The organism is Bacillus sp. CPT56D-587-MTF (genome assembly GCF_058792335.1).
The window spans coordinates 5,567,937-5,591,230 of sequence record NZ_JBYTEF010000001.1 but is presented as its reverse complement, the minus strand read 5'-3'; the positions used below and the strand labels follow the sequence as shown (position 1 = coordinate 5,591,230).

The 23,294-nt window shown below is 33.5% G+C and carries 23 protein-coding genes; 3 read left to right on the top strand and 20 right to left on the bottom strand.

Going from position 1 to position 23,294, the window contains the following annotated elements; genetic code table 11:
- Nucleotides 1-3: 3 nt before the first annotated feature.
- Both AC3WVZ_RS28905 and AC3WVZ_RS28900 read right to left on the bottom strand, forming a co-directional pair.
- Nucleotides 4-612 carry an SAM-dependent methyltransferase gene (locus AC3WVZ_RS28905; RefSeq protein WP_001005624.1) on the bottom strand — a complete coding sequence of 203 codons (609 nt, stop codon included), beginning with the start codon at nucleotides 610-612 and terminating at the stop codon, nucleotides 4-6.
- A 193-nt stretch (nucleotides 613-805) separates the two neighbouring features.
- Nucleotides 806-1,921: a M20 peptidase aminoacylase family protein gene (locus tag AC3WVZ_RS28900; protein ID WP_000853516.1), complete on the bottom strand. Its 1,116-nt coding sequence runs from the start codon at nucleotides 1,919-1,921 to the stop codon at nucleotides 806-808.
- Between the two features lie 293 nt (nucleotides 1,922-2,214).
- On the opposite strand from AC3WVZ_RS28900, the gene nhaC reads away from it, so the two are divergent.
- Nucleotides 2,215-3,636 carry a Na+/H+ antiporter NhaC gene (gene nhaC / locus AC3WVZ_RS28895; RefSeq protein WP_233935781.1) on the top strand — a complete coding sequence of 474 codons (1,422 nt, stop codon included), beginning with the start codon at nucleotides 2,215-2,217 and terminating at the stop codon, nucleotides 3,634-3,636.
- Here the strand turns inward: nhaC and AC3WVZ_RS28890 are convergent.
- The gene (locus AC3WVZ_RS28890; RefSeq protein WP_233935779.1) at nucleotides 3,625-4,896 is read right to left on the bottom strand and encodes a transcriptional regulator; all 1,272 of its coding nucleotides are present in this window, start codon (nucleotides 4,894-4,896) and stop codon (nucleotides 3,625-3,627) included. The genes nhaC and AC3WVZ_RS28890 overlap by 12 nt on opposite strands.
- 93 nt (nucleotides 4,897-4,989) lie before the next feature.
- On the opposite strand from AC3WVZ_RS28890, the gene AC3WVZ_RS28885 reads away from it, so the two are divergent.
- Nucleotides 4,990-6,099, top strand: coding sequence for a mandelate racemase/muconate lactonizing enzyme family protein (locus tag AC3WVZ_RS28885; RefSeq protein WP_233935778.1), 1,110 nt, complete (start codon nucleotides 4,990-4,992; stop codon nucleotides 6,097-6,099).
- A gap of 14 nt (nucleotides 6,100-6,113) precedes the next feature.
- Entirely contained in the window at nucleotides 6,114-6,809 is a 696-nt protein-coding gene (locus tag AC3WVZ_RS28880; RefSeq protein WP_100651552.1) for an N-acetyltransferase, read from the top strand.
- 86 nt (nucleotides 6,810-6,895) lie between these two features.
- Here AC3WVZ_RS28880 and AC3WVZ_RS28875 read toward each other — a convergent pair whose 3' ends face one another.
- The 17 genes from AC3WVZ_RS28875 to AC3WVZ_RS28795 form a co-directional block, all read right to left on the bottom strand.
- Nucleotides 6,896-7,987 (bottom strand): DEAD/DEAH box helicase, encoded by a 1,092-nt coding sequence (locus AC3WVZ_RS28875; RefSeq protein WP_233935777.1) that lies wholly within the window; start codon nucleotides 7,985-7,987, stop codon nucleotides 6,896-6,898.
- 133 nt (nucleotides 7,988-8,120) lie between these two features.
- A complete protein-coding gene (gene tnpC / locus AC3WVZ_RS28870) occupies nucleotides 8,121-9,524 on the bottom strand; it encodes an IS66 family transposase (RefSeq protein WP_233935200.1) in 1,404 nt (467 codons plus the stop codon).
- A gap of 67 nt (nucleotides 9,525-9,591) precedes the next feature.
- Nucleotides 9,592-11,580, bottom strand: a complete 1,989-nt coding sequence (locus tag AC3WVZ_RS28865) for an AAA family ATPase (RefSeq protein ID WP_233935776.1) — start codon at nucleotides 11,578-11,580, stop codon at nucleotides 9,592-9,594.
- Between the two features lie 140 nt (nucleotides 11,581-11,720).
- Entirely contained in the window at nucleotides 11,721-12,428 is a 708-nt protein-coding gene (locus AC3WVZ_RS28860; protein WP_233935775.1) for a M48 family metallopeptidase, read from the bottom strand.
- Between the two features lie 94 nt (nucleotides 12,429-12,522).
- Nucleotides 12,523-13,041, bottom strand: coding sequence for a YehS family protein (locus AC3WVZ_RS28855; RefSeq protein ID WP_100651558.1), 519 nt, complete (start codon nucleotides 13,039-13,041; stop codon nucleotides 12,523-12,525).
- Nucleotides 13,042-13,303: 262 nt separating this feature from the next.
- Nucleotides 13,304-14,500 (bottom strand): hypothetical protein, encoded by a 1,197-nt coding sequence (locus AC3WVZ_RS28850; protein WP_100651560.1) that lies wholly within the window; start codon nucleotides 14,498-14,500, stop codon nucleotides 13,304-13,306.
- Nucleotides 14,501-14,869: 369 nt separating this feature from the next.
- The gene (locus AC3WVZ_RS28845; RefSeq protein ID WP_100651562.1) at nucleotides 14,870-15,859 is read right to left on the bottom strand and encodes a tRNA dihydrouridine synthase; all 990 of its coding nucleotides are present in this window, start codon (nucleotides 15,857-15,859) and stop codon (nucleotides 14,870-14,872) included.
- A 242-nt stretch (nucleotides 15,860-16,101) separates the two neighbouring features.
- Nucleotides 16,102-16,389: a hypothetical protein gene (locus AC3WVZ_RS28840; RefSeq protein WP_233935774.1), complete on the bottom strand. Its 288-nt coding sequence runs from the start codon at nucleotides 16,387-16,389 to the stop codon at nucleotides 16,102-16,104.
- Nucleotides 16,389-17,165 (bottom strand): hypothetical protein, encoded by a 777-nt coding sequence (locus tag AC3WVZ_RS28835; RefSeq protein WP_233935773.1) that lies wholly within the window; start codon nucleotides 17,163-17,165, stop codon nucleotides 16,389-16,391. The genes AC3WVZ_RS28840 and AC3WVZ_RS28835 overlap by 1 nt, the downstream gene beginning before the upstream one ends.
- Entirely contained in the window at nucleotides 17,162-17,311 is a 150-nt protein-coding gene (locus AC3WVZ_RS28830; RefSeq protein ID WP_233935772.1) for a hypothetical protein, read from the bottom strand. The genes AC3WVZ_RS28835 and AC3WVZ_RS28830 overlap by 4 nt, the downstream gene beginning before the upstream one ends.
- A gap of 1 nt (nucleotide 17,312) precedes the next feature.
- Entirely contained in the window at nucleotides 17,313-17,966 is a 654-nt protein-coding gene (locus AC3WVZ_RS28825; protein ID WP_233935771.1) for a hypothetical protein, read from the bottom strand.
- 49 nt (nucleotides 17,967-18,015) lie between these two features.
- Complete coding sequence (locus tag AC3WVZ_RS28820) at nucleotides 18,016-18,558, bottom strand: hypothetical protein (protein ID WP_233935770.1); 543 nt, start codon at nucleotides 18,556-18,558, stop codon at nucleotides 18,016-18,018.
- A 350-nt stretch (nucleotides 18,559-18,908) separates the two neighbouring features.
- Nucleotides 18,909-19,232: a hypothetical protein gene (locus AC3WVZ_RS28815; protein ID WP_233935769.1), complete on the bottom strand. Its 324-nt coding sequence runs from the start codon at nucleotides 19,230-19,232 to the stop codon at nucleotides 18,909-18,911.
- A 72-nt stretch (nucleotides 19,233-19,304) separates the two neighbouring features.
- Nucleotides 19,305-20,077 (bottom strand): IS5 family transposase gene (locus tag AC3WVZ_RS28810; RefSeq protein WP_425594293.1). Its coding sequence is split into 2 segments (ribosomal slippage): nucleotides 19,305-19,747 and nucleotides 19,747-20,077, totalling 774 coding nucleotides; the frame shifts between segments, so codons are not numbered across the junction.
- 53 nt (nucleotides 20,078-20,130) lie between these two features.
- The gene (locus tag AC3WVZ_RS28805) at nucleotides 20,131-20,694 is read right to left on the bottom strand and encodes a hypothetical protein (RefSeq protein WP_233935768.1); all 564 of its coding nucleotides are present in this window, start codon (nucleotides 20,692-20,694) and stop codon (nucleotides 20,131-20,133) included.
- Nucleotides 20,691-22,004: a DUF3696 domain-containing protein gene (locus AC3WVZ_RS28800; RefSeq protein WP_161945243.1), complete on the bottom strand. Its 1,314-nt coding sequence runs from the start codon at nucleotides 22,002-22,004 to the stop codon at nucleotides 20,691-20,693. Before AC3WVZ_RS28800 ends, AC3WVZ_RS28805 begins: the two co-directional genes overlap by 4 nt.
- Nucleotides 21,988-23,154, bottom strand: coding sequence for a DUF262 domain-containing protein (locus AC3WVZ_RS28795; protein ID WP_161945244.1), 1,167 nt, complete (start codon nucleotides 23,152-23,154; stop codon nucleotides 21,988-21,990). Before AC3WVZ_RS28795 ends, AC3WVZ_RS28800 begins: the two co-directional genes overlap by 17 nt.
- Nucleotides 23,155-23,294 lie beyond the last annotated feature (140 nt).

Genomic DNA, 23,294 nt, shown 5'->3' with positions numbered 1-23,294 from the left:
ACATTAACACTCCAATCTATAAACTAAAAACCTCTCATTCCCATTCTTCTCATAAGCACCTGGCAATCTAACTTCTTTCTTCAGCTCAAACGCAGTCTGATTTTCTAAGAAGAAAATATAGTCCTCAGAAGGATAATATAAAATAATATCCACTTCTCTCCCCGTTTCTTCTACTGAAAGCAAAATGTTATTTACTACATTCATAAACACTTGTACAGAAAATGGATTAAAGAAATAAAACCTATTATCATGTGGATCAATCTCATATTCCTGCGCTAAACAACATTGGAATTGAATTTTCCCCTTACTGTTTCGTGCCTTTCGTGCATAACGATCTCGATTATCCATCGCTTCTTTATAAAACTCTTCATTCATTTCAATTCCAACTGCTGAAGCACCACATTTATGATGCATATAAAAGTTTAATCGCCCTTTTCCGCACCCAAAGTCTACAATTCGGTCGCTACTTCGTATTTCATATTGATTCAATAACTCATCTAACCCGCTATACGGTGTCGGTTCATAGCGATGATAATGCATAGACTTGTTAAACCCTTTTTGCTCACCGACTGTTTTTATATGTAAAACTGCATCGTAATATTGTTCGTTCATTCGTTTTCTCCTATTAAAAAATGGTACTTATTATTATACACCATGTACTGGAGGCTCATTTTTCATCAAATTAATAGGTACGTGAAATTATATTAACGATTTTCTCAATATATCTATCATAACTTCAAATATATCAACGATTTTTCAAATATATCGATTTACCGACAATTCACGACAAAAAAACAGGAGCTCTCTAGCCCCTGTCTTCTAACACTTTCAATACAGTTTGTTTCAATATTTCTACCCCATCCATAATACAACTATGATCAAACCTCATATACGGATGGTGTAATCCAGGTTGTAGGTCTGCTCCTAGTCCAAGCATGACAGCTTTTAAATGTGGTCTTTTCACTGTATAGTAATGGAAATCATCGCTTCCTGTCGTATAGAGAGGCCCTGTGCATCTCTCTTCCCCATACACTTCGAGAATACCTTTACGCATAAAGCGCTCTGCTTCTTCGGAAACCTCTGCTCCTGGTGCAAGATCCATCCATTCGTATGAAGTTTTTGATCCCATCGATGCAGCTGATTCTATTACATGCTCAATCTTTTTCTTTAATTCTTCTAATAGTATATTACTCTCTGCTCTTACATCTAAACTGAAATGACCATTTCCCGGAATAATATTTAAATTATCACCACCAGCTTGGCATCTCGTCATTTTTACTGAATAAGAACTTTGCGGTGGCAGCCAAATATTTTTCAAACCGATATTAATCATGGAAATGACATCAATTGCATTCACACCTTGATGTGGTCTTGCCCCGTGTGCATCCTCCCCATGAATCATACCCTCTAAAAATCCTGCTGCTCCATGACGAATAGATGGGGCTGCTTGTTTCAAAGATAGTTCTTCAATTGGTCTTAGATGGACGCCAAATAAGAAATCAGCATCATCTACAGCACCTTTCTCCACCATCTTCAAAGCACCATTCCCCTTCTCTTCTGCTGGCTGAAAAATAAATCTAACCGTACCACTTTTCCATCTCATATTTTTCAATTGTAAAATAAGTCCCATTACAATGGTCATATGAGCATCATGGCCACATGAATGGTTCGCTTTAAATTCTCCATTTACTTCTTGCCAAAGTGCATCCATATCAGCACGAATCGCAATAACTGGATTCCCGCCTCCAATCTCAGCAATTACACCTGGACAATCATCAAATGTTCTATATGAAATTCCTTCTTCTTTTAAAAAGTCAGTAATATACGCTGTCGTTTCATATTCTTTCCAACTTACTTCAGGGTTTTCGTGTAAATGCTGAAAAATCTCCGTTAAGCGCTCTTGTAGTTCTAATGTTTTCAACGTTCCAGTCTCCTTCCCACATTACAAACGATTCGGGTTAATTATACTTATGAAAAACAGATGTTTTTATGAACATATTGAATTTTAAGAAAAAAGTCAATTATTTATTTTTAAATACTTAAAAAGCTTACTCTGCACTTATATTACAAACTAAACAAACAACTAGAACATTCCTTATTTTCTGTTTTTTATGTTGACGCTTACATAAACTTTTAGTTATCATAACCTAATAAACGTCTATTTTACGACAATTCTAAAAATACAAACAAACATACGTAACAAGGAGGAACTTTATGAAAAAAGAAATACCTTTTGGAATAGCGATTATCCCTATTATCATTACCGTTGCAGTTATGATGGTTACAATTGTTGTATTAAAACAAACCCCTCACGTTCCACTTATTGTTGGTACAACCGTTGCTTCTATTGTCGCTTGGCGTTACGGTTACAAATGGAATGATCTTGAAGAAGCAATGTATAAAGGGATTCGTCTTGCATTACCCGCTATCGTCATTATTATTCTTGTTGGCTTAACAATTGGTGCTTGGATTGGCGGTGGAATCGTCGCAACGATGATTTATTACGGTTTAAAACTTTTAACTCCATCACTATTTTTAGTTTCCATTACCGTCATTTGTTCTATCGTAGCATTAGCAATTGGTAGCTCTTGGTCTACAATGGGCACAATTGGTGTTGCTGGAATGGGAATTGGCCTAAGTATGGGAATTCCAGCCCCAATGGTTGCTGGTGCCATTATTTCAGGCTCTTATTTTGGCGATAAAATGTCACCGCTTTCAGATACAACTAACTTAGCCGCAGGATTAACAAATACAGATTTATTCGCACATATTCGTCATATGTTATTTACTACAGTTCCAGGTTTAATTATTACTCTTATCGTCTACGCGGTCTTAGGAAGAAGCTTCGGCGCTAACAATATTGATGCGAAGACTATCGATCAAACGTTACAAGTATTGCAACAAAACTTTGTTATCTCGCCTTTTCTACTCATTATACCCGTAGTCGTTATGGTATTGGTCGCTAAAAAAGTCCCTGCTATACCAGCGATTCTCGTCGGTATTATTTTAGGATTCTTATCACAAGTCTTTATTCAAGGTGGTTCTGTCTCAGCATCTGTCGGTGCACTCCAAGCTGGATTTGTTATAGACACTGGAAACAAGCTAGTAGACGAACTATTTAACCGCGGTGGCTTAGATTCGATGATGAATACAGTCTCTATGACAATTGTCGCTATGACTTTCGGAGGAGTATTAGAACATACAGGTATTCTTCGCTCAATTGTAAATCAAATTTTAAAGTTAGCGAAATCAGCAAAAGGGCTTATCGCTTCTACTATCGCATCTTGTTTTGCAACAAACCTTACTTGCTCTGAACAATATATTTCAATTGTTGTCCCTTCAAGAATGTACGCAAATGCATACACGGAAAAAGGACTACATTCAAAAAACTTATCCAGAGCATTAGAAGATGGTGGAACATTAACTTCTGTCTTCGTTCCTTGGAATACGTGCGGTGTATTTATTCTCGCAACACTTGGCGTAGGTGCATTTGAATATGCTCCTTATGCTATTTTGAATTTCATCGTACCTATTATCTCAATCATTTATGGTATAACAGGCTTCACAATTGTAAAACTATCAGACATTGAAAAAGCAGAACTACTAAAGAAACAAAAAGCTCAACTAGAAGCTTAAAAATAGCGGTAAATTCAGTTCATATAGTGCGCGAGGTCGCCCTTGTTGATAGGGCATTTCCTCGCCGCAAATATGAGCATACCCGTAATCAACTAATTTCTTTAACAACCTTTCTGTCGATCTTCGAGTCACTTGTAAGTACTCAGAAAGATCAGCTGCTGTAAACTTCAATGACGGGTGCGATTGACTAAATTGAATGATTTTTGACAAGTTGGCCGGACTAAGCTTTGTTTCCTTCGCTATTTTCATTAGTTCCGGATTATCATTTTTCAAACTTTGTACTCTCTGTTCTTTCGGGAACGGACCAAACAAATCTTTATCACTTGTTAGTATATAAAAACAACGATTTATTGGATTGTTCTTTGCAAAACTTTGAGCGATTTTTGCATTTTGCTCCCCTTCTTTCACGGTTTTCCCATAACCAAATCCAATAGCTATCGTTTCTTCTACGCTCGCAAACAAGTTATCTATCGCATTTGTTTTAATAATTGATTCGATATCACCACGAGTTGTATACAAAATGCATGTCATTTCATCCACTTGTTTAAATGAACCACGTAGTTCTTTTGAAATGACATCTAGTTTTTCAAGCAAACTCGTTCGTAATTCTAAGGAAGAAATAATACAAGCACCAACAGTAGCTGAATAGCTTTTTGCTAACTCAGCTTTTATTTTTGCATCTTTTAGCCCATGTATAATGGATTGTGTTGGATCAATCATACGCTCTGAAGGAACACCTATTTTTTGAAGCTCGTCGTAAACAGCGTGAATACTAGTTAAAGCTAAATGAGCCTCTCCAGATTGATATTTAGCTACATGAAAATCGATAACTCTATTTATCTCATCTTTACTCCACAGCATATTTTCATAATCCAACACTTGCGGGCTTTCTTTTATACCGATATCATGGAACACATTTGTAATAAACGAGCGGTCTACTAAATCGATGGAAATGTTATGTGGTTGAATACTTTGATGATACATGATAGAAAGAATTGAAGATGCGACAGTTGTCTCGTCTTGCTGTAAGTATGTACTTGGAATTCGTAATTGTTCTCTTATTTCTTTTGCCATATAATAAGGTAAAGCACCTGAGAAAAAGATGACATCACAAGGCTTTAAACACTTTAATAGTTCAGAAGATTCCGCCGGATGAAGGTAAATATATGGATCAATTTCTATTCCTTCTAATTTTTGAGCAATAGGAAAAAGGTTGTCCATAAATTCCTTTGAACCGACAACTGCAATTTTTATCATCATTTTCTCTAACTCCTTATCATTAATTAACGACTATTTAACGTCAACTATATCAAATGTATAAAACTATTGTAAACAGGAAGGGGTTTCTATTCAATGAAAATTACAGCTATTCATCTTTACGCAATTCGTTTACCGCTTCGCAATCCGTTTGTTATTAGTTATGGCTCTTATTCTAATATGCCCTCTATTATCGTCAAAATGGAAACAGATGAAGGTATTATCGGTTACGGTGAAGGCGTTGCTGATGATCACGTCACAGGTGAATCATGGGAAAGTACTTTCCATACTTTAAAACATACGCTAGCCCCTGCTCTAATTGGGGAAAATCCAATGAATATCGAAAAAATACACGACATGATGGACAATACAATTTACGGTGTTCCAACAGCGAAAGCCGCAATTGATATTGCTTGTTTTGATATAATGGGCAAAAAACTAAATCAACCTGTATATCAATTAATTGGCGGGCGCTACCATGAAGAATTCCCTGTCACTCACGTTTTAAGTATTGCCAATCCAGAAAACATGGCTGGAGAAGCTGCTTCTATGATTCAAAAAGGTTACCAATCTTTCAAAATGAAAGTTGGTACAAATGTAAAAGAAGATGTAAAACGTATTGAAGCTGTACGAGAACGTGTAGGAAATGACATCGCTATTCGCGTTGATGTAAACCAAGGCTGGAAAAATAGCGCAAACACATTAACAGCACTACGTTCATTAGGACATTTAAACATTGACTGGATTGAACAACCTGTTATCGCGGACGATATTGATGCCATGGCTCATATTCGTTCTAAAACAGACCTCCCGCTTATGATTGATGAAGGATTAAAAAGTTCTCGTGAAATGCGCCAAATTATTAAATTAGAAGCTGCTGATAAAGTAAATATAAAACTAATGAAATGCGGCGGCATATATCCAGCTGTAAAGCTCGCTCATCAAGCAGAAATGGCAGGCATTGAATGCCAAGTGGGATCAATGGTCGAATCATCTGTTGCCTCTTCCGCAGGATTCCATGTCGCTTTCTCAAAGAAAATCATTACGAGCGTAGAGCTAACAGGGCCATTAAAATTCACAAAAGACATCGGAAACTTACATTATGATGTACCATTCATTCGCTTAAACGAAAAGCCCGGACTCGGCATTGAAATAAACGAAGATACACTACAAGAACTAACCGTCTTTCAAGACGTTGTACGCTAAAGGAGGACTATCATATGACGGTTCTATACGAAGGAACATTAAAACAAAATAACGAATCATTTCACGTTACATTACTATCACTAGAGCACATCGAACAAATTTTATCACTACAAAACATTGTAGTTGAAGCACTAGAAGATAAAAGTCGTTTACAACCACTCTCGCTAGAAGAATTTCAATACATTCTAGAAGGAAACGGGATGATGATCGGTGCCTTTATACAAAACGAGCTCATCGCATTTCGTGCCCTACTCGTCCCTCCTATCGACGAAGAACATTTAGGACTTGATATTGGCATAGCAGAAAGCGAACTACATCGCGTCATCTATCAAGAAATCTCAAACGTTCATCCGAACTGCCGAGGAAATGGGATGCAAAAAATATTGGCGACAGTTATCATGGACGAATTACAAAACGAAGATAGCAAATACGATTACGTTTGCTGCACCGTTGCTCCTTTTAACATTCCTAGTTTAAAGGATAAATTTGCGCAAGGAATGGAGATTGCTGCATTGAAGATGAAATATGGCGGGAGTATGCGGTATGTTTTTGTGAAGGAATTGCGTGGAGGCAAGGAAAGAAATTGGACGGATGTTAAGAGTGTTCCGATGAGTGACGCTGTTGGACAGCAGGCGTTGCTTTCGGAGGGGTATCGTGGGTATGAGATGGTAAAACTAAATAATACTTTTTTCGTTAAATTCTCCAAATAATCACCTATTATAAAAAAACAAATGACCAATGCATCTTACTTCTCATTGGTCATTTGTTTTAACGTACCCATAACCTATAAATAATTTTACTTATTCATTGAATGGATATTTTCCCTCTGAACATTATCTACATTATCTACTATAGATTTATAATACGGTTTCTGAGAAAATCGTTTATAATCACCTACCACATAAAATTCCTTTTTGGCTCTTGTAACTGCAACATTTAACAAATTAGGCTTCGAACATGACCAATTAGCCGCACTATCGCTATTCATATCTGTGCCAGTTATAAAATAAACAACATCTGCTTCCTTTCCTTGAAATGTATGAACAGTACCTATAGAATTTTTTAAGAAATTTTTAATTAACGTACGAGAGATGTTCATATCCTTCAATTTACTTTCCAACTCTTGTTTCATACTATCCTTTACTGCAGTAAAAGGAGAAATTATATATACATTTGGCGGTTTTGAAATATTTGTCCATAGGCGCACAATATGCTCTATTACTAATTTTCCTTGTTGCTCTACAAATTGGCGATCTGTGGTCAAACCTTTACAGTCAAACCACACACTCTTTCCTCGCTCTTTTTGAGCTAATACCATTTTATTTTCGTAAGCTATTTCATTAGCTATTGTAAACATTGGATCTAAACACCTTCTATGAACCCATAATGGTGTTCCAATCCATTGTCCAGAATTATTAAATGTACCATATGGATTGGCTAAATCTGCCAATGTTTGAACAGAACTTCCCATATCAATATATTTATTATCTATACTAAAATATTTTCTAATATCCCCTAAAATTGTTTGGTCGATTGTGACAACTGGCTCAATTTGAATAGGGTCCCCAACTACTATTACATTCTTTGCTCTCCATATAGCACCAGCTGCCTGTTGCGGACTTGCCTGTCCTGCTTCATCTATAAATAAATAATTAATGCTATCCTTTTCTATACCTTTATACATAGAACTAAAACTTGCAAAAGTCGTACTAATTAAAGGTGTAATTAAATGAATTGTTTCCCAAATATTTTTTAAATACCTTCTATTCTCCGCATCATTCAAATCTAACTTTGTGCGATTATTAAGTAAACGTATAGTGGATTTAATCGCTTTAAAATTGAACGTAAGTAGTAACTTATGAATTTTCATAGCCTTTAAAAACAGCAAGCCTCTTTCAAAGTTCGTAACTACTCAGCTTCTTCAAATAAAAAAACAGGCCAAATACATGTTTCCGATTCGAAAACATGAAAAGAAAATACTCCAATCAGAGAAAGAATCTATGCCAAATAGAGAAATTCTCTTATGAAGTCGTGTTATTCCAAGGAACCGTTCTAGTTTCTATGACTTGGTTTATCGCTTGTAAGACCGATTGTTTTTGTTTTTTCATGGTACTCATAAAGCTTCGTATCTGACAAAAAGATTCTGCGCCTTTCTTACTTCGGAAAGTCCCAGACACTTTCTGTTTTACTTTCGTCATCCGAATATCCCGTTCTGCTTGATTGTTATCAAATGGAATGGCTGGATGTTCTAAAAACCCTAGAATTCTGTCAGAATACTTGACGAAGCGATTCCATAAATTTTGAGAAGGCGTCTGCTTTCCTTTCTTCTTTTGTTTCGTGGAAAGAATCTGTTGTTCTTTCAATATGGATTGATACATAATAAACAGATTCTTTTGCGTCGCTTTTGGCATGGTACCTTCGGATTGCTTTTTCATCGTCAACGCTTGCGTTAGAAATTTCTGCATCTGTTGTGCCCATTGTTCTCCAGTACTATCTATAATTCCTTGTAAATCTCGTAAGAGATGGGCATTACATAAAACGTGACGACAATCTGTATACGCATCATACGATTTCCAACCATCATGCATCGCAATTCCAGAAAAAGATGGCAAGATTTCTCCAGCATCCATTGCTTCTTTTCCACGTTTTTGATGAATATGTTGCAATGTCACCTCCGGTGTACTGGCAGTATGTAACCATTGTGTTTTGTTTTCTACACGCATACCAGTTTCATCAAAATGGACAACAGGAGACTGCAGAATCTTTTCCTTTACTTCTTTTATGAATGGCTGCAATTGAGAAGCGAAAGCCTGTGTATGATTTACCAGGGTTCCTTCGCTTATAGAATGTCCAAAACAATCCTGAAAGAATTCTTTTGTTCGCTTCAAAGAAATGCATTGATAATGCGTTAAATAGGGAATCAGTCTTTTTATATTTGGACCATATTGAACAGGACGAGATACTGTCGAAGGAAATTGGGCTTCTTGGATAGAATGGCAATGTGGGCATTCTTTCTGTTCTACTTTATGTTCTGTCACTTCGATCTGAATAGGTGGTAAGTCATACACTTGGCGAATGCGATACCCTTTTACAGGCTCGTGGTTCAAGGAAGTATGACAACAAGTACAATATGTAGGAGAATGTGTAATCGTATGATCTGGAGTCGCTGTCAAACCAAGAGTATGTCCCTTGTGGCCCAACTGGCCACCCGTTTGACGATGAGACGGTTTGCGCAAACTTTTTGTAACGGGCTTACCCAAACCATCTGTAGAAGGTGGCTTATGACTATTTTTGGAGTTTTTTTTTGAAGCATTTTCTAGTTCTTGTATACGTTTTTCTAACTTAGAAAATGTTTCTTCAAATAAAGAAATAACAGCTTCAGGTCCTTTTTTATATGTATCTAAAATAATTTTTCGATCGACCATAAGATTCACCTCCCCTGTTTGATATACTCAGTATTTACAAATGGGAGGCATATGAAACTAGTAAAATTTAAAAAAGACACCGAAAGGTGGCTGAGTAGTTACCAAAGTTCAATTCATCGGTAAGCCAAATTGTATTTAGTTGACGATATTCATATGCCTCTTTTGAATTTGACCAATACTCTTCACTCGGTAGTACTACACCCTGTTCTTTATAATAATTTTGTTGCTCTATAAAAATAGAATTCTCTACCTTTATTTTCTCTATTATTTTCTTATTATCTTTTATTTGTTCCCCTTTTAAATAAGCTTCTTCCTGTTTTCCCTTTAATTCACAAATAATATCATTTAATTCCTTTTCTAACTCCAGTTTTTTAACATTTTTCTTGCCCAAAAGCCTTTTAAAAAAAGATAGCTTAGGTACCATTTGAATTTGTTGCTCTGTCAGCTTTCTTTGCACTTCTAAATACTCGCATCTGTCATCTATCTTTGTTTTCTCTTCTTCAAATATAAGGATTTGTTCTTTCTTTTTTTCTAATGAGTCATTCAAAGATAAATTCACCTTATAATTATTAGAGAATTTTTGAAGTTCTTCTTTTTTCTTAAGTATCGATTCAAAAAACTTTTGAAAATCTTCAACCGCATTTTCCCAGTTTTCTAATGTTATTATTTTGCTCTCTTCTTCTAGTTGCTGTATAAATCCTTTACCATTCTCCTTTGATTTATACAAGGCTTGACCAAAGTTATAAATATTTTCTGACTTCCCAAGAACCCCTGAAAATAGGCCCCATGTTTTTATCTCATCTCCTAAAAGATCTTGCGCTACCGATGAATACATTTCTAGTTCGCTTGCCTCTTCAGCATACAAAGCATCATAATGATTCGGTCCCTTTTCATTAGACGTACGTATTACTTCTTTTTCTTTTGGTAAATCCTTTGAAATATTTTCAACAGCCCCGTTATTACTTGATGCAACTACCATTGAATATTTTCTTAAATTAGGAGCCAATATGTATATTGGATAATGATAGTCATCTACTTTAATTGTTTTCTCTTTTTGAAATGCTTGGGTAGGATCTTTAAACTTTATTATTTCCTTTGCCCTTTCAACTACAATATTTGCAAAAATATCTTTTAACAATGTAGTTTTACCTGTTCCAGGTGGCCCATTAACAGAACTAATTTGTTGATTACTATTTAAAATCTGGTTAACAGCTACTTGCTGCATCAATGATAATCTATGTTCTACAGGTGATGGCCAACGTCCATCGGGTATACGGCTAGGTTGTAAAATCGTTTCGATATATTCCCGATTCTCATTTATATCTATACGTTGTTCAGTATTCACTCCCTCAATAAACTGACGAAGCGCTTCATTTTCCCCTTTTTCCAATATATTAACCAAATCTCTTAAATAAAAACTATTAAAGTTTTGAATAGGAACTTTCTTATCCGCTTTAACTACTTTCAATTCCAAATAATTTATATTACTATCTTCTACTTGATAAAAATAACGTTGGTAAATTTGCTGAACTTTGATTAAGGCCTCGCTTGTTACTCCATTAATAAAAGTATTTTTTATCTCTTCCTCAAACAACTTTAATTGACCTTCAAATTGAACAAGAAGATTACTATAATAATTTTCCGTATTCTGTATCATCCTTTTCATTACATACATAAGCAAAGGAACAAATATTGAACCTGTAATATAGTTCCCTTCATCATCTACAGAAAAAGAAAAGCCAAATAATGTTTTATAATCTTTATTAATAACCTCGTCACTATTTTTTAAAATTCCCCTTATAAAATCAACTAGTTTATAATGTTCAAAACAAGACATATAGTACTGATATTGCACTTTATAGTTCTCATCATCTTTCAATTGATTTTCTTCCCAAGGGTATTCCTCAAGTTGTATTAACTGTGTTCTATTTCTATCTTGATTATCTTTAAAATAACTCTTTTTTATTCTTTCTTCCTTACCAGGAACTTCACTTGGATTTAATGACTCTATCAAACGCCACGCTTCAAGGACTGATTTCACATTATTTGTTTGCATTTTCTCACTCCCACCACAATAATATTCCATTTTAATCCATTTATATTCTTGATAATATCACAATGCACTGAAAATTAATAACTCTATATGATTCAAATAATAATATTCATTTACACAATACCTCGGGCTGGGAACTCCTACTAAACCGTCATCTTCCAACTAGATAACGCTAACCAATTCTCCATTTCCTTATAATCGGGCATTATCTTCCCGACAAGACGCCAAAAAGAGCGATCATGATTTAAATGAACCATATGGCACATTTCATGAACAACTACATAATCAATTACTCGCTGTGGTGCCATCGCTAGCTTCCAATTGAATGTTAGCTGTAAATTTGAATCACAAGTTCCCCACGTACGACTACTATCTGTAATACGAATAGAACGTGGTTTTGTTTTGAAGTTACTTTGATGCACTTTAATACTTTTCTCTACTAATGACTTACACTGCTTATAGTAAAATCGTTTTAATGCTTGTTGTATTTCCTCATCCTTAAGCTCTTTCACATAAATATGTAGCTTATTCCCTTCAAACACTGCATTGTCTTGTGTAATACTTGTATCTTGGGAGATCTGTATCGGATACGTATTTCCTAAATACAGAAAGCCCTCTCCTTGATCATAATCCTTTTCCTGTGGTCCAAGCGCTCGCTCCTGCATTTCCTTACGTGTTTTCTGAATCCAATCCCACTTCTCCTCTAGCAACTGGACTAAGTATTCAACAGGCGTACCTTTCGGAGCCTGCACTTCCACATTTCCGTACGAATCTACAAAAAGACGCACCGACTTTTTCTTCTTATAAGTTATATGAAAATTAATTGTTTCACCTAAATATGTATGTACCATTTCATCACCTAGTGTATTATTTTACAAATAAAAAAGAATAGGACACAAACGCCCTACTCTACCTATTATATCATTTACCGCTTCATCGGACTCATTACCCTCTATACTTTACACCTAATCCCTTAATGAAATTCCTTGCGTATCTATCGCCGCACTCTTTGTAATTTTTATGGCCTTTTTTTCTTAATAGGGCACCTAGTTCTCCCTTTGTTACCGTAACGCCTACGCTATCTAATATATCAAGTACATCCTCACTCGTTAAAGATAGTGCAATTTTCATTTTCTTTAGAAGAAGGTTATTCGCACTCTCTTTGCTTTGTACAGGTGCCGGTTGTCCTGGTTTCGGATCTTGCTTCCCTCTTTTTAAAGTAATAAATCCATTGAAAAATGCCTCTAACATCATCATGTCGCATGTTAATACGTACTCATCTTCGATTACATCATCATTTTCAGATTCATGCTGAGGTGCTCTCTTTATTTTTGTAAGCATATCAACTACGTCTTCTTTCGTTACTTCCATACCACCAAGTTTAAAGATTTCTACCATATCTATATCTCTTATATCTAAAGCGTACCTTACTCTTTTTAATATATCGTTGTTGCTCATTGCCATTGTGTTTCCTCCTGAAAAGTTGATTATAGTAATGCTTTTAGCATGTGTAAATGAATGTCGTCAAGTTACTACTTTAACATTTTAGGGGGAGGTTTTGTAGTCTTGAGTGGATTAATGCTTGTGGAAGTATACAAACCTTGAATAGCGAAAAATTACTCACTATATAAAAGGTAGGCACTCTACAACATATGCCTATCTTTTATATAGAAATTTATTAATACAATAAATCTCTCTTCTCCTCTATAGTTAACCCTTTAAAATTTTAAGACTTTCTTTTCAACATCAAAAACAATAAGTCTCTCGCACAAATCATTTTCAAAGTAAATAACCCCTGATTATATATATCATTTTCATTTATAAATTTCTCTAATTCTCTTTTACGCTTTGGTATAGCCACTAATTTACCTATTTCTAATTCTTTATCCTGACCAGGTAAATCTTTAATCGATTCTTCAAATAAAGTATTTAATCTAACAGAAGCTGTTATTCCAATTTCAAAGTAATTTTTCTCCAAGAAAACGTCAAAAAATCTATAGTCCGCTTCAAACTTATCCCAAAGACTAGAGGATATCCCCAATTCCTCGTAGACTCCTCGCTCTAATGCTTTCTTCAAAGATACCTCATACGAATTGTAATCTGTTTGGGATATCCCCTCCATAACCGTAGAGTTATATTTATAAGCATTTTCAGAATACGCAGCTCCTTGGGCACGTTTGCTAAAAATAATACTTTCCCCATCTTTAGAATCACTTATAACAAAGGCATTAATCCCCAATGAAGTTGTAAAGAAATTATATTTTTTCAAGCCTTCTTTCATATTTTCTTGGTCTAAATCTAAAATCATATCTCCACGCTCTTTTAATTCACCATAAATTGATCTAACAACCCGATGAGTAAAATAATCCGTATGAAACAACTCCATTTTCACTTCCGGTACTTCCTCATAGCCCTTACGCTGATCTGTGTTCATATTATAAACTCCAAATTTAGGTCTATTAAACAAGCATCCTTCCTCTTGATTAACAAACTGTTGTGCAACAATATCCTTATGTTTCTCGATAAGAGCATTCAAATCAGAAATTCCAGTCTGTTTTATAACATCTTCAAACATCTTTGATCCATCAAATGAGCAATCTGCATGTATCTCGAACTTTTCATCGTGTTTTAAAACCTGATCTAACAATTTTTTTGGAAATCCAATATATAAACACCTTTCACCAACATTAATATTTATATCATTATTCCCATAGTAAGGATTCGCACTGCTTATCTTTAAAATATTTAAATCCTCTATTCCAGCCAAATTTTTCAATTTTAATTTTACTCTTAATCTTTTATAGTAATGACATATTTGTTTATACATAGCTGGAATCATTATTCCTAAGACCGCCCCTAAAAATAACGTTATTAAATCCCAATACACGCCTAATTGTTCTTTAAATTCTGATAAATGATACATTATCCACCTCTATTTATAAAATTAGATTTCTTAATATTTTATCATAACGATACCCCTAAAAATAGCAGAATGGTTTCAATAAATACAACTCAAATTAATTCTAATATCCCTCTTCAATTTACCTAAAATAAAAAGGTAAGGCACCGATAACGATGCCTTACCTTTTCAGCTATTTATTTCAAACCAAGCCCTCCACTCCCACCTATGCAGAGTGTAAGATATTAATGGTTTTATTACATTCTTAAACCTTTTTCTTTCAAAAAACAAACTTTATCAAAATAAAAGTTTCCTTCTGCAAAAGAATTTAAAACTAAACTAAACAACTACCCACAAATTAATACCATCTATTCCCCTCTATCTTCAGGGGAGTTACACCATTTCACTACCCTCAACCTCACCAACACTAGCCTCAAACTTATCCAACAACGCACGCACTTCATCAGTTGATTTCGTGCTCATCAATTGATTTCTTAGTTCAGCAGCTCCAGGGAAGCCTTTTACATAAATTTTGAAAAAGCGATGAAGTCCTGTAATTGAACGTGGTAGTACTTCTGCATATTGATCTTGAAGATCAAGCTGTAGTCTTAGAAGATCAAGGTGTTCTTTACTGCTATGCTCTCTCGGCTCTTTTTCAAAAGCGAACGGATTTTTAAAGATACCTCGTCCAATCATAACGCCATCAATGCCGTATTTTTCAGCAAGTTCCAACCCAGTTTGACGATCAGGAATGTCTCCATTGATTGTTATTAACGTATTTGGTGCGATACGGTCACGTAATTTTTTGATTTCCGGAATTAGTTCCCAATGCGCATCTACTTGGCTCATTTCTTCTCTTGTGCGTAAATGAATAGAAAGATTTGCAATATCTTGTTCGAAAATATGTGTTAACCACTCTTCCCACTCACTTAACTCTTTAAAGCCAAGTCGCGTTTTTACACTTACAGGTAGTCCGCCCGCTTTTGCGGCTTGAATAAGTTCTGCCGCAACATCTGGACGTAGAATAAGGCCACTACCTTTTCCTCTCGATGCTACATTCGGTACTGGGCAACCCATATTAATATCAATACCTTTAAATCCTAGCTCTGCCATGCCAATACTCATTTGACGGAAATATTCAGGATTATCTCCCCAAATATGTGCCACAATCGGTTGTTCATCTTCTGTAAAAATTAAACGGCCACGTACACTTTTCATACCTTCTGGATGACAATAGCTATCCGAGTTTGTGAACTCTGTGAAGAATACGTCCGGGCGACCAGCTTCACTTACTACGTGACGGAAAACAACGTCTGTCACATCTTCCATTGGTGCAAGTACAAAAAATGGTCGTGGTAAATCACGCCAAAAATTATCTATCATTTCAAATTCAAATCCTCTCAATATGAATGCAATTTCAAACTCTCAATAAAAAATATAAAGCCCGATGTTACACTTATATCATGCCTAATAACTTATTATCAAACACAAATGTATTTTGGCATATATAATTTGTGAAAAGCTACAATGTTTACTATAACTAAAACTGTTTCTGCGTCGTATTTTTATAAATAAAATGTATAGTGTACTAACTCGCCTTCACAAAACAATAAATCTGTAAATATTTAATCATTTATTATTTTATCCAATTTTTGAAAATCTACAAATTCACCTAAATTTTGTATTGCATCCAAGCATATGAAAATATTTATATTTATTTCTTTAAAATGCTTTTTAGCCGCATTCCAATAATGCCTATCTATTCCTACTACCTCTAATCTGGAAAATCCCGAATCCATTTTTAGTAACCTTTTTCTATAATTCAAAGCGCTATTTTTATCAAGGAAAAAAATCAAAGCATTTTGATTAATAGTTTTAAAAAAACCTGTATTTTCTCTATTTTCAAATTCCATTAAAGCATAATATGGCTCCCAACAGTTTTTTTAGTTGGAAGAGCTGCCCACTGATTATAATAATCTGGAATTCTAATTTTCATAACATCATTAAATAACGATCTAGTTAAATTAAAGATCATTTTTGTTGCAGGATCTTCTAAAACTGTAAATCTACAGCTACTTTTCATAATAAAGCTAAATATCCATTTAGCGAATTTTAACATTTCTAATTCGCTTCCAAATAAAGATAGTATTTTGGTGAATTTTTCGTTATCTGAATATACTAACTGTCTCTCTATCCCTAAATCTTTCATTAACCTAATAGATAATTTTTTCAAAGTCGGAAAAATAAAAATCACTCTTGGTTTCGTTCTTTCTCTAAAAAATAAAGTTGTAGAAAAATTTTTCGTGCTTTGATCATAAAGATCCCCTATATACAACTCCCCCTCCATTACAATCTTATTAATTATCTCTCTAGCATTACTATAACTATCTATTAACACAACTATCGGAGCGTGATTGACCTCTATATAGGTAGGTCTCATTTTAGGTATGTCAAATTCATCACTTGATATACCTATGACTTTAATTTCATGGCTATTTAAGAATTCCAGTGGAGCTTCATCGCTTACATATGATGGCGTTGACTCAATTAATGCTCCCGTTATAAAATAGAAATTCTCCTTATCAATTATATTTTTACAATTCTTGATAGCGAAAACACCTAAATCTATATAATTAGATATATTTTCGACTTTTATTACTGGAAAATTGTTAAAATCAAATAACCTCACTTTTTCATCCATTTTTTTTGATTTAACTGGATAAATTCTTTCATACTTATTTCACCCAAAATATCCCCACACCAAGAAATATTTTCTGTATTTTTAAATTCGTTTATTTTTTTGTTTAAATATTTAATTATACCCATATCTTTCATTCTAAAAAACACACTTATGTAACTTTATCTCAATGGTTTCCTCAAAGTTTTCATTTCTTGAATACTTTTCTAAAGCTTTATCAAGTCTTGTATCGGGGTGATTTTCCTTAGAAAAATACTCACTTAAATTCTTTTTAGACTTTAAAGAATTTAGAAACTCATCTGAATAAATTTGTATATTCAATGAGTGTAAACATATTCTCTCAATCCAATATCTTTTTTCTTCGTTATTTAGATTCTGATTATTAGTGATGATATTCATCTTACTACAGTATTTTTGATAATATTTAGGTTTACGCTCAAAAAACTCTTTCTTAATTTCCAAATTAATATTTTTTTCAATCCACAGTAATTCTTGATTATTAGCATAAATCTCTTGCACATTGACTGTACGGTTAAAAATAATTGTAGACAACTCCCGAATTTTATTATAATGTGATTTATCCAGTTCCTCTAAGGCAAGGTTACACTCTTTTTCAAATAAGAGTAATAAGAAGCCTAAATTTGAGCAATTAGTAAGATGCATATGGAACAGTTCATGTATATAAGTATTTATCTCTGTACCTAACTCCAAATTTTTCCCCATAGAAAAATTTATATAGCCACCATCTCTTAAACTATAACTACCTAAAACCTCAAAATTTTTATATTTCATCAGTCTCCCTCCAAAATATACAACCATGTAGAAACTTTAGCATCTTCACCTAATTTCTTAATATAGTATCAATGCCATAATTTATATCAGTTTTATCCACAGCTACGTTATTCAAAGATTGTATAAAAATATGGCTTATCTTCTTCCAATTATCAAGTCGAATTTTCTCTACACTAATTGAAGTCGTTTTTACAATTTTCCCCTCATTTATTTTCTTTATTTGATTTTCTAAACTTAGAGCACCAATGAAAAATGTATTATCCAAGGCCTCATACCAGTCCATAGCATCCCAAAAAGATGGTAGTGCATCATATGTATTAATACCATTTGTACTGCTATTAATTGTTCGAAGTTGTTCTATGTCAATCTTCCAATGATATGTATCTTCTGGGATTAATCTGTAAGGTTTTTTATATTGTATAAAGAATGATTTTTGTGATACTTTGTAACCAAAATCATACCCTTCTATTTTTTCTTCAATCTGACTGATACTAAAAGGATAGATTTTTTTATCTAGCATATACTCAAAATGGCTAACTAAATGATGAGTAATACAAGCTTCATAATACTTTTCAGGTTGAATTTTCGACATAGATATCCCTCATTTTATTAAATTTAAAGGAACATAAAAGGCAATTCCACCGAAGTTTAATTGCCTCTTTTTTTATAAATTATAAATTATAAAATATAAATATTCCAATTATAAATTCTAATAAATACTTATTAAAAGATATGTTCTTATCCACTTACAATTAATATATTTTACCTCTCGTAATCAATTATTATCATTGAATTTATTAATTTAATTATCTACAAAAGTCAAACTAGGATGAAATAGTACATTCGCGCTGTACAAGTGAGTTTTAAAATGGGATTAAGATAAGCGATTTTAATACTCACGTTTAAAAAAACTAGGCATAAAAATGCAACTCAACTGATTAATTAAGAATTGTGGGAAACTGTACCAAGATGTTTACCACAATGCCCTATGTATACTCGCTGAGTATCTTTATCAATATAATAATGAATCCTAGTTTTGTTACCAATTTTCACATGCCATGCAAACACCTCTTTCCCTAATCCTGGGATAACACATTCTCTTTCGGCTTTATATTTACGAACCTTCAATGTTTCATCAGATTCACCTGAGATCTTAAGCTTAGTTTCATCCAAAAAGATTTTCTTCCTCTCTTCATCAGACACATCTTCTAATAATAAATTTAACTCTATGTCTGCTAGAGCCAATAAGCCATTCATTACATCCAAAAATCTACCTTGAAAGTTATGTTGCCTAGCACTTTTTTTTGCTTTATCTAGGGTGTGTCTAAAAACTGTTGTTCATTGTGTTAATCGAAAAATGGCAGCGATATACACAAAGGCTAAAAAAGAAGATGCCAGCTTATCATACCGTGTTGCGATTCTACGGAAATGCTTGATTTTATTGAAAAAACACTCCACTAAATGGCGTTCTTTATATAAATACCAATCCACATTCCAAGGAGCTTTCGCATTTGATCTGGGTGGAATGGTATAGGTTGCTTCATGATTGGTAATATAGTTACGAATCGTATGAGAACCATAGGCTTTGTCACCAAGAATATTGCTGCCCTTAATTGGTATTTCATCCAAAAGCTCGCAAACTGGAGTGCTATCAAAAATATTTCCGCCAGTCAAATGAAATAAAATGGGGTTGCCTAAACCATCAACAATTGTATGGATTTTGGTAGTTTTTCCACCGCGACTCATGCCAATATGCTGATGAAACTCATGATTTATGGCCTTTTTTTTGCACCAGCACTATGTTGATGCGCTTTGATACTGGTTGAATCTATGCTGAGATTTTCAAAATCCGGTTCAGCATTTAATTCTTGAAAAATGGTCAGTAGGACACCTTCATCACGCCATTTGCAGAAGCGAGCATACACGGTTTTCCATAAGCCGTAATGGTCCGGCAAATCACGCCAGGGAGCGCCGCTCCTAGCTATCCATAAAATAGCATTGAACATTTCACGATTACTTCTTTTAGGCGGACGACCAGTAGAATACGGTGGGAAAAAGTCTTTGATTTGTTCCCATTGTTCATTTGTAAGTTCGTAGCGGCGTGGCGTCATAGAAAATACCTCTCTCTAAATGGTTTGAGGTAATCCTACCATAGAAATAGTTTTTAGACACACCCTAAGATTACAATGTTGCTTCTCTTTTCAGAGACCTTTCTAAATACATCATCTATGTTATTAGGTCTATCTATAGACTCAAAATATGCTGGTAATTCATCTTTACCAATATAATTATCTACCTCATGGGAATGATAATCTTCAGAAATATGATACTTCCTCGCAATTAAATCTTTCTCTTCTTTCAAGGATACTATTAATGAATGTTTTTCATTAAAGCAAATAGTTAATAATTTATATACGAAGCTATTACTTGTTACAATTGGAGTCATAATTAAAGATTTACTAGCTACGTCCTCATAATAGAAAGGACCAGTATTTACAAGACCTAGCATTATTAGTTTTGCCTCTTCCTGATTAGGCATACTGTGTAAAAAGGACCTCAGAGTGCCTCCTAAAACTGAAACATCCCATAAGTTAGAAAAAACGAACACTTGAAATTTTTCCATTTTTAAGTAGCTTATCAATTCGACAATTTCTTTTAATTTAATTTTTACTTCTTGTTCTTCTTTTTGACACGCTAAGACACTATGATTTAAATAAAAGCTACTCATTCTTCTATCAATCCTAATAAATCATTATATGTTTGATCAAAAAAGTTTGTAGGCCAATAAGCCAATCTACCTTCTTTTGTTATTTCTATATCCGAGTAAATTATACTAGCATCCTCTTTTTCAAAAAATAAAATATTAATTTTTTCTAATAAAACCGGAGTTCTCTTAACATTATACCGTAATCTATTAATAATATGTTCACTGTGCGTTTCTATCACTAACTTCCTTCCGTTCTCTAAAACGAAAATACATAAGTCTACAAACAAGGATTGTAATTTAGGATGAAGGTGCACCTCTGGATTCTCAATTAAAATTATCTCATCTCTTTTACTTGTCAATAAAAGCGTAATAAGCGGAAGAATTTGAGAAATTCCAAATCCTACCTGATTCAAAGTGAACTCATTCCCACTTTTGATTTCTTGTATAGTAATTTTAAATCTATCTTTATCTAATGAATTAGAGCGTATTTTATAATTATCACCTAACAGTTTATTGATCCATTGATCAAAAACCCTAGAAAACGTTAAAGCTTCCATCCCTGTCTCACTATGGAAATCAGCCGGATTATTCCAATACTTATGAATTACTTCAGCGGTATATTCACCCGATAAACCTAAATTATTTTTTAAAGATGTACCGCCTTCTATATAATCATCTAATCTGAAAGCCTTTATATATTTTATATTTTCATTATTAATTAATCTCAAAAAGCCCCTAATTTTATCTAAAGTAGGTGAACAAATTATCCTTTCTTCTTCATTAGGAGCTCTATATATGATAGGTTCAGGCACTATTCCATTAATTTTACAAAAACCAGCATCCTCTTTTCCTTCTATTTTATACAATATATTTGGAGTTATTTCATCTACAATTTCCAAGGTAATGGTGTCTAATTCTTCACCTTCTTTTTTAAAATATATCTCCATGAAATATAAAACTGGATTTGATTCAAAATAGGGTATTTTGATTTTCGAAAAGTCACTCGGATTTTTATAAGCTAAATTAACAATTAATTCCTCAACATTATATTTTTTTAAGACTTTCTCTTCAAAGGTAAAAGACAGCTCAATTGTTTCGGTATTTGGTTGATTTTTGCTAAGTATATCTGAAAAACTCCCTAATTTTAATTCTTCATTTACAGCTAATATAGAATAACCTTTGGATTTTGTTTGAGTTAATAAATAAATAGACTGTAATAAAGAGGATTTACCAGAATTGTTAGTTCCTGAAACAATTGTTATACCTGGCAATTCAAAATGATTATTCTCTTCATGACATTTAAAATTTTTCACTTCAAAATGTTTGATCATAGTAATTTTCTCCATTCAATATTTTCTCGAAAAATTCCAACCACTTATTAAATCTATAAGTAACATTCTTCTTAGTTAGTGTATTCGATGTGATAGAACGTCTAAATTCATCGTCCTTTTGGATTAATATATTTAATCCTTTTACAATTTCTTCTTTATGATCGAGTATTACACCAGCTTCATAAATTGCAAAAGAATACGATAAAATATCAAAAAGAGACATATTTATTCTCTTAATTTGAGAATTAGCTTTAATAAATGCATCTTTTCCAAAAACTTCATAAATTGTGCTCATTGTAACATTAAGCACATTTTCAAGTTCCTCAATATTCTGCTCATTTATTAAGTTTTCATCAAGTGTACTATTTAAAAATGAATTTAAGTTGCCATTGTACCCACCAGGTCCTTTAATATAGAAAGAAATAAATCTTAATACAGCTTCTTGATGTTTTAACCTTTTTTCCTGTAAATTACCCTTCACTAATTTAATAAAATTTGGATTTTTAGATAATCTTATTAATAATTTTACCCGGATGCCTCTGTATATACTATTTCTAAGCTCTTGAGCATTTAATTGGGTCGCACCTTCATTAATTCTCTCAAATATATCAAATCGAATATCTGGATGTGATTCCTTCTTAATAATAAATATATGCAACTGGTAATCTTCAATCTTTCTTTGGTAACTGTCTAAATCCTTAAAGTATTTTTTTTCAAATTGCGCTAATACAGGTAACTGTGATAAAGGATATTGATTATCTAAAAACTCAAAGAAAGATGTCAGGCGCTGTTGACCATCTACTACTTCCCATCTACCTTCTCTTGTTTCTGCAAAATAAATAGAAGGAACAGGTATATTCCTTAGAACTGATTCAATAAGTTTTGATTTTTTGGGTTTAGTCCATACATCTTTTCTCTGATACGATGGCTGGAGAATAATATCTCCTCTCCGGCATCTACGATGTAACTCGAAAATAGATAATTGAGCCCTATCTATAAAAACTTCCCTCTCTTCTTCTGGAATATAGGATAAATTGTTACCCTCATCTTCTTCTCCGATGCCAAATTGTCCATTAATACTTTCTTCAACTAAATAGCTTTGTGACATAGTTTTATTAAATTCGATTAATGATCTCCTCTTCTTTTTCATACTTAGCTCCCTTAAGGTCATTTAATATTATTATTAACAATTTTAGCATAAGAAAACCCTTTAATAAAAATTAGGACTAACTAAAACATTTGATATATTTAAAACTTCATTGATAAGTATCTTTAAACTCTAAAAATTAT

Coding starts and splice junctions, on each gene's coding strand:
- AC3WVZ_RS28905 (WP_001005624.1), bottom strand. CDS start 612: ATGAACGAACAATATTACGATGCAGTTTTACATATAAAAACAGTCGGT.
- nhaC (WP_233935781.1), top strand. CDS start 2,215: ATGAAAAAAGAAATACCTTTTGGAATAGCGATTATCCCTATTATCATT.
- AC3WVZ_RS28850 (WP_100651560.1), bottom strand. CDS start 14,500: ATGTATCATTTATCAGAATTTAAAGAACAATTAGGCGTGTATTGGGAT.
- AC3WVZ_RS28800 (WP_161945243.1), bottom strand. CDS start 22,004: ATGATCAAACATTTTGAAGTGAAAAATTTTAAATGTCATGAAGAGAAT.
- AC3WVZ_RS28825 (WP_233935771.1), bottom strand. CDS start 17,966: ATGAAATATAAAAATTTTGAGGTTTTAGGTAGTTATAGTTTAAGAGAT.
- AC3WVZ_RS28845 (WP_100651562.1), bottom strand. CDS start 15,859: ATGATAGATAATTTTTGGCGTGATTTACCACGACCATTTTTTGTACTT.
- AC3WVZ_RS28830 (WP_233935772.1), bottom strand. CDS start 17,311: ATGAAAGATATGGGTATAATTAAATATTTAAACAAAAAAATAAACGAA.
- AC3WVZ_RS28840 (WP_233935774.1), bottom strand. CDS start 16,389: ATGGAATTTGAAAATAGAGAAAATACAGGTTTTTTTAAAACTATTAAT.
- AC3WVZ_RS28795 (WP_161945244.1), bottom strand. CDS start 23,154: ATGAAAAAGAAGAGGAGATCATTAATCGAATTTAATAAAACTATGTCA.
- AC3WVZ_RS28855 (WP_100651558.1), bottom strand. CDS start 13,041: ATGGCAATGAGCAACAACGATATATTAAAAAGAGTAAGGTACGCTTTA.
- AC3WVZ_RS28865 (WP_233935776.1), bottom strand. CDS start 11,580: ATGCAAACAAATAATGTGAAATCAGTCCTTGAAGCGTGGCGTTTGATA.
- AC3WVZ_RS28805 (WP_233935768.1), bottom strand. CDS start 20,694: ATGAGTAGCTTTTATTTAAATCATAGTGTCTTAGCGTGTCAAAAAGAA.
- tnpC (WP_233935200.1), bottom strand. CDS start 9,524: ATGGTCGATCGAAAAATTATTTTAGATACATATAAAAAAGGACCTGAA.
- AC3WVZ_RS28860 (WP_233935775.1), bottom strand. CDS start 12,428: ATGGTACATACATATTTAGGTGAAACAATTAATTTTCATATAACTTAT.
- AC3WVZ_RS28890 (WP_233935779.1), bottom strand. CDS start 4,896: ATGATGATAAAAATTGCAGTTGTCGGTTCAAAGGAATTTATGGACAAC.
- AC3WVZ_RS28880 (WP_100651552.1), top strand. CDS start 6,114: ATGACGGTTCTATACGAAGGAACATTAAAACAAAATAACGAATCATTT.
- AC3WVZ_RS28820 (WP_233935770.1), bottom strand. CDS start 18,558: ATGTCGAAAATTCAACCTGAAAAGTATTATGAAGCTTGTATTACTCAT.
- AC3WVZ_RS28885 (WP_233935778.1), top strand. CDS start 4,990: ATGAAAATTACAGCTATTCATCTTTACGCAATTCGTTTACCGCTTCGC.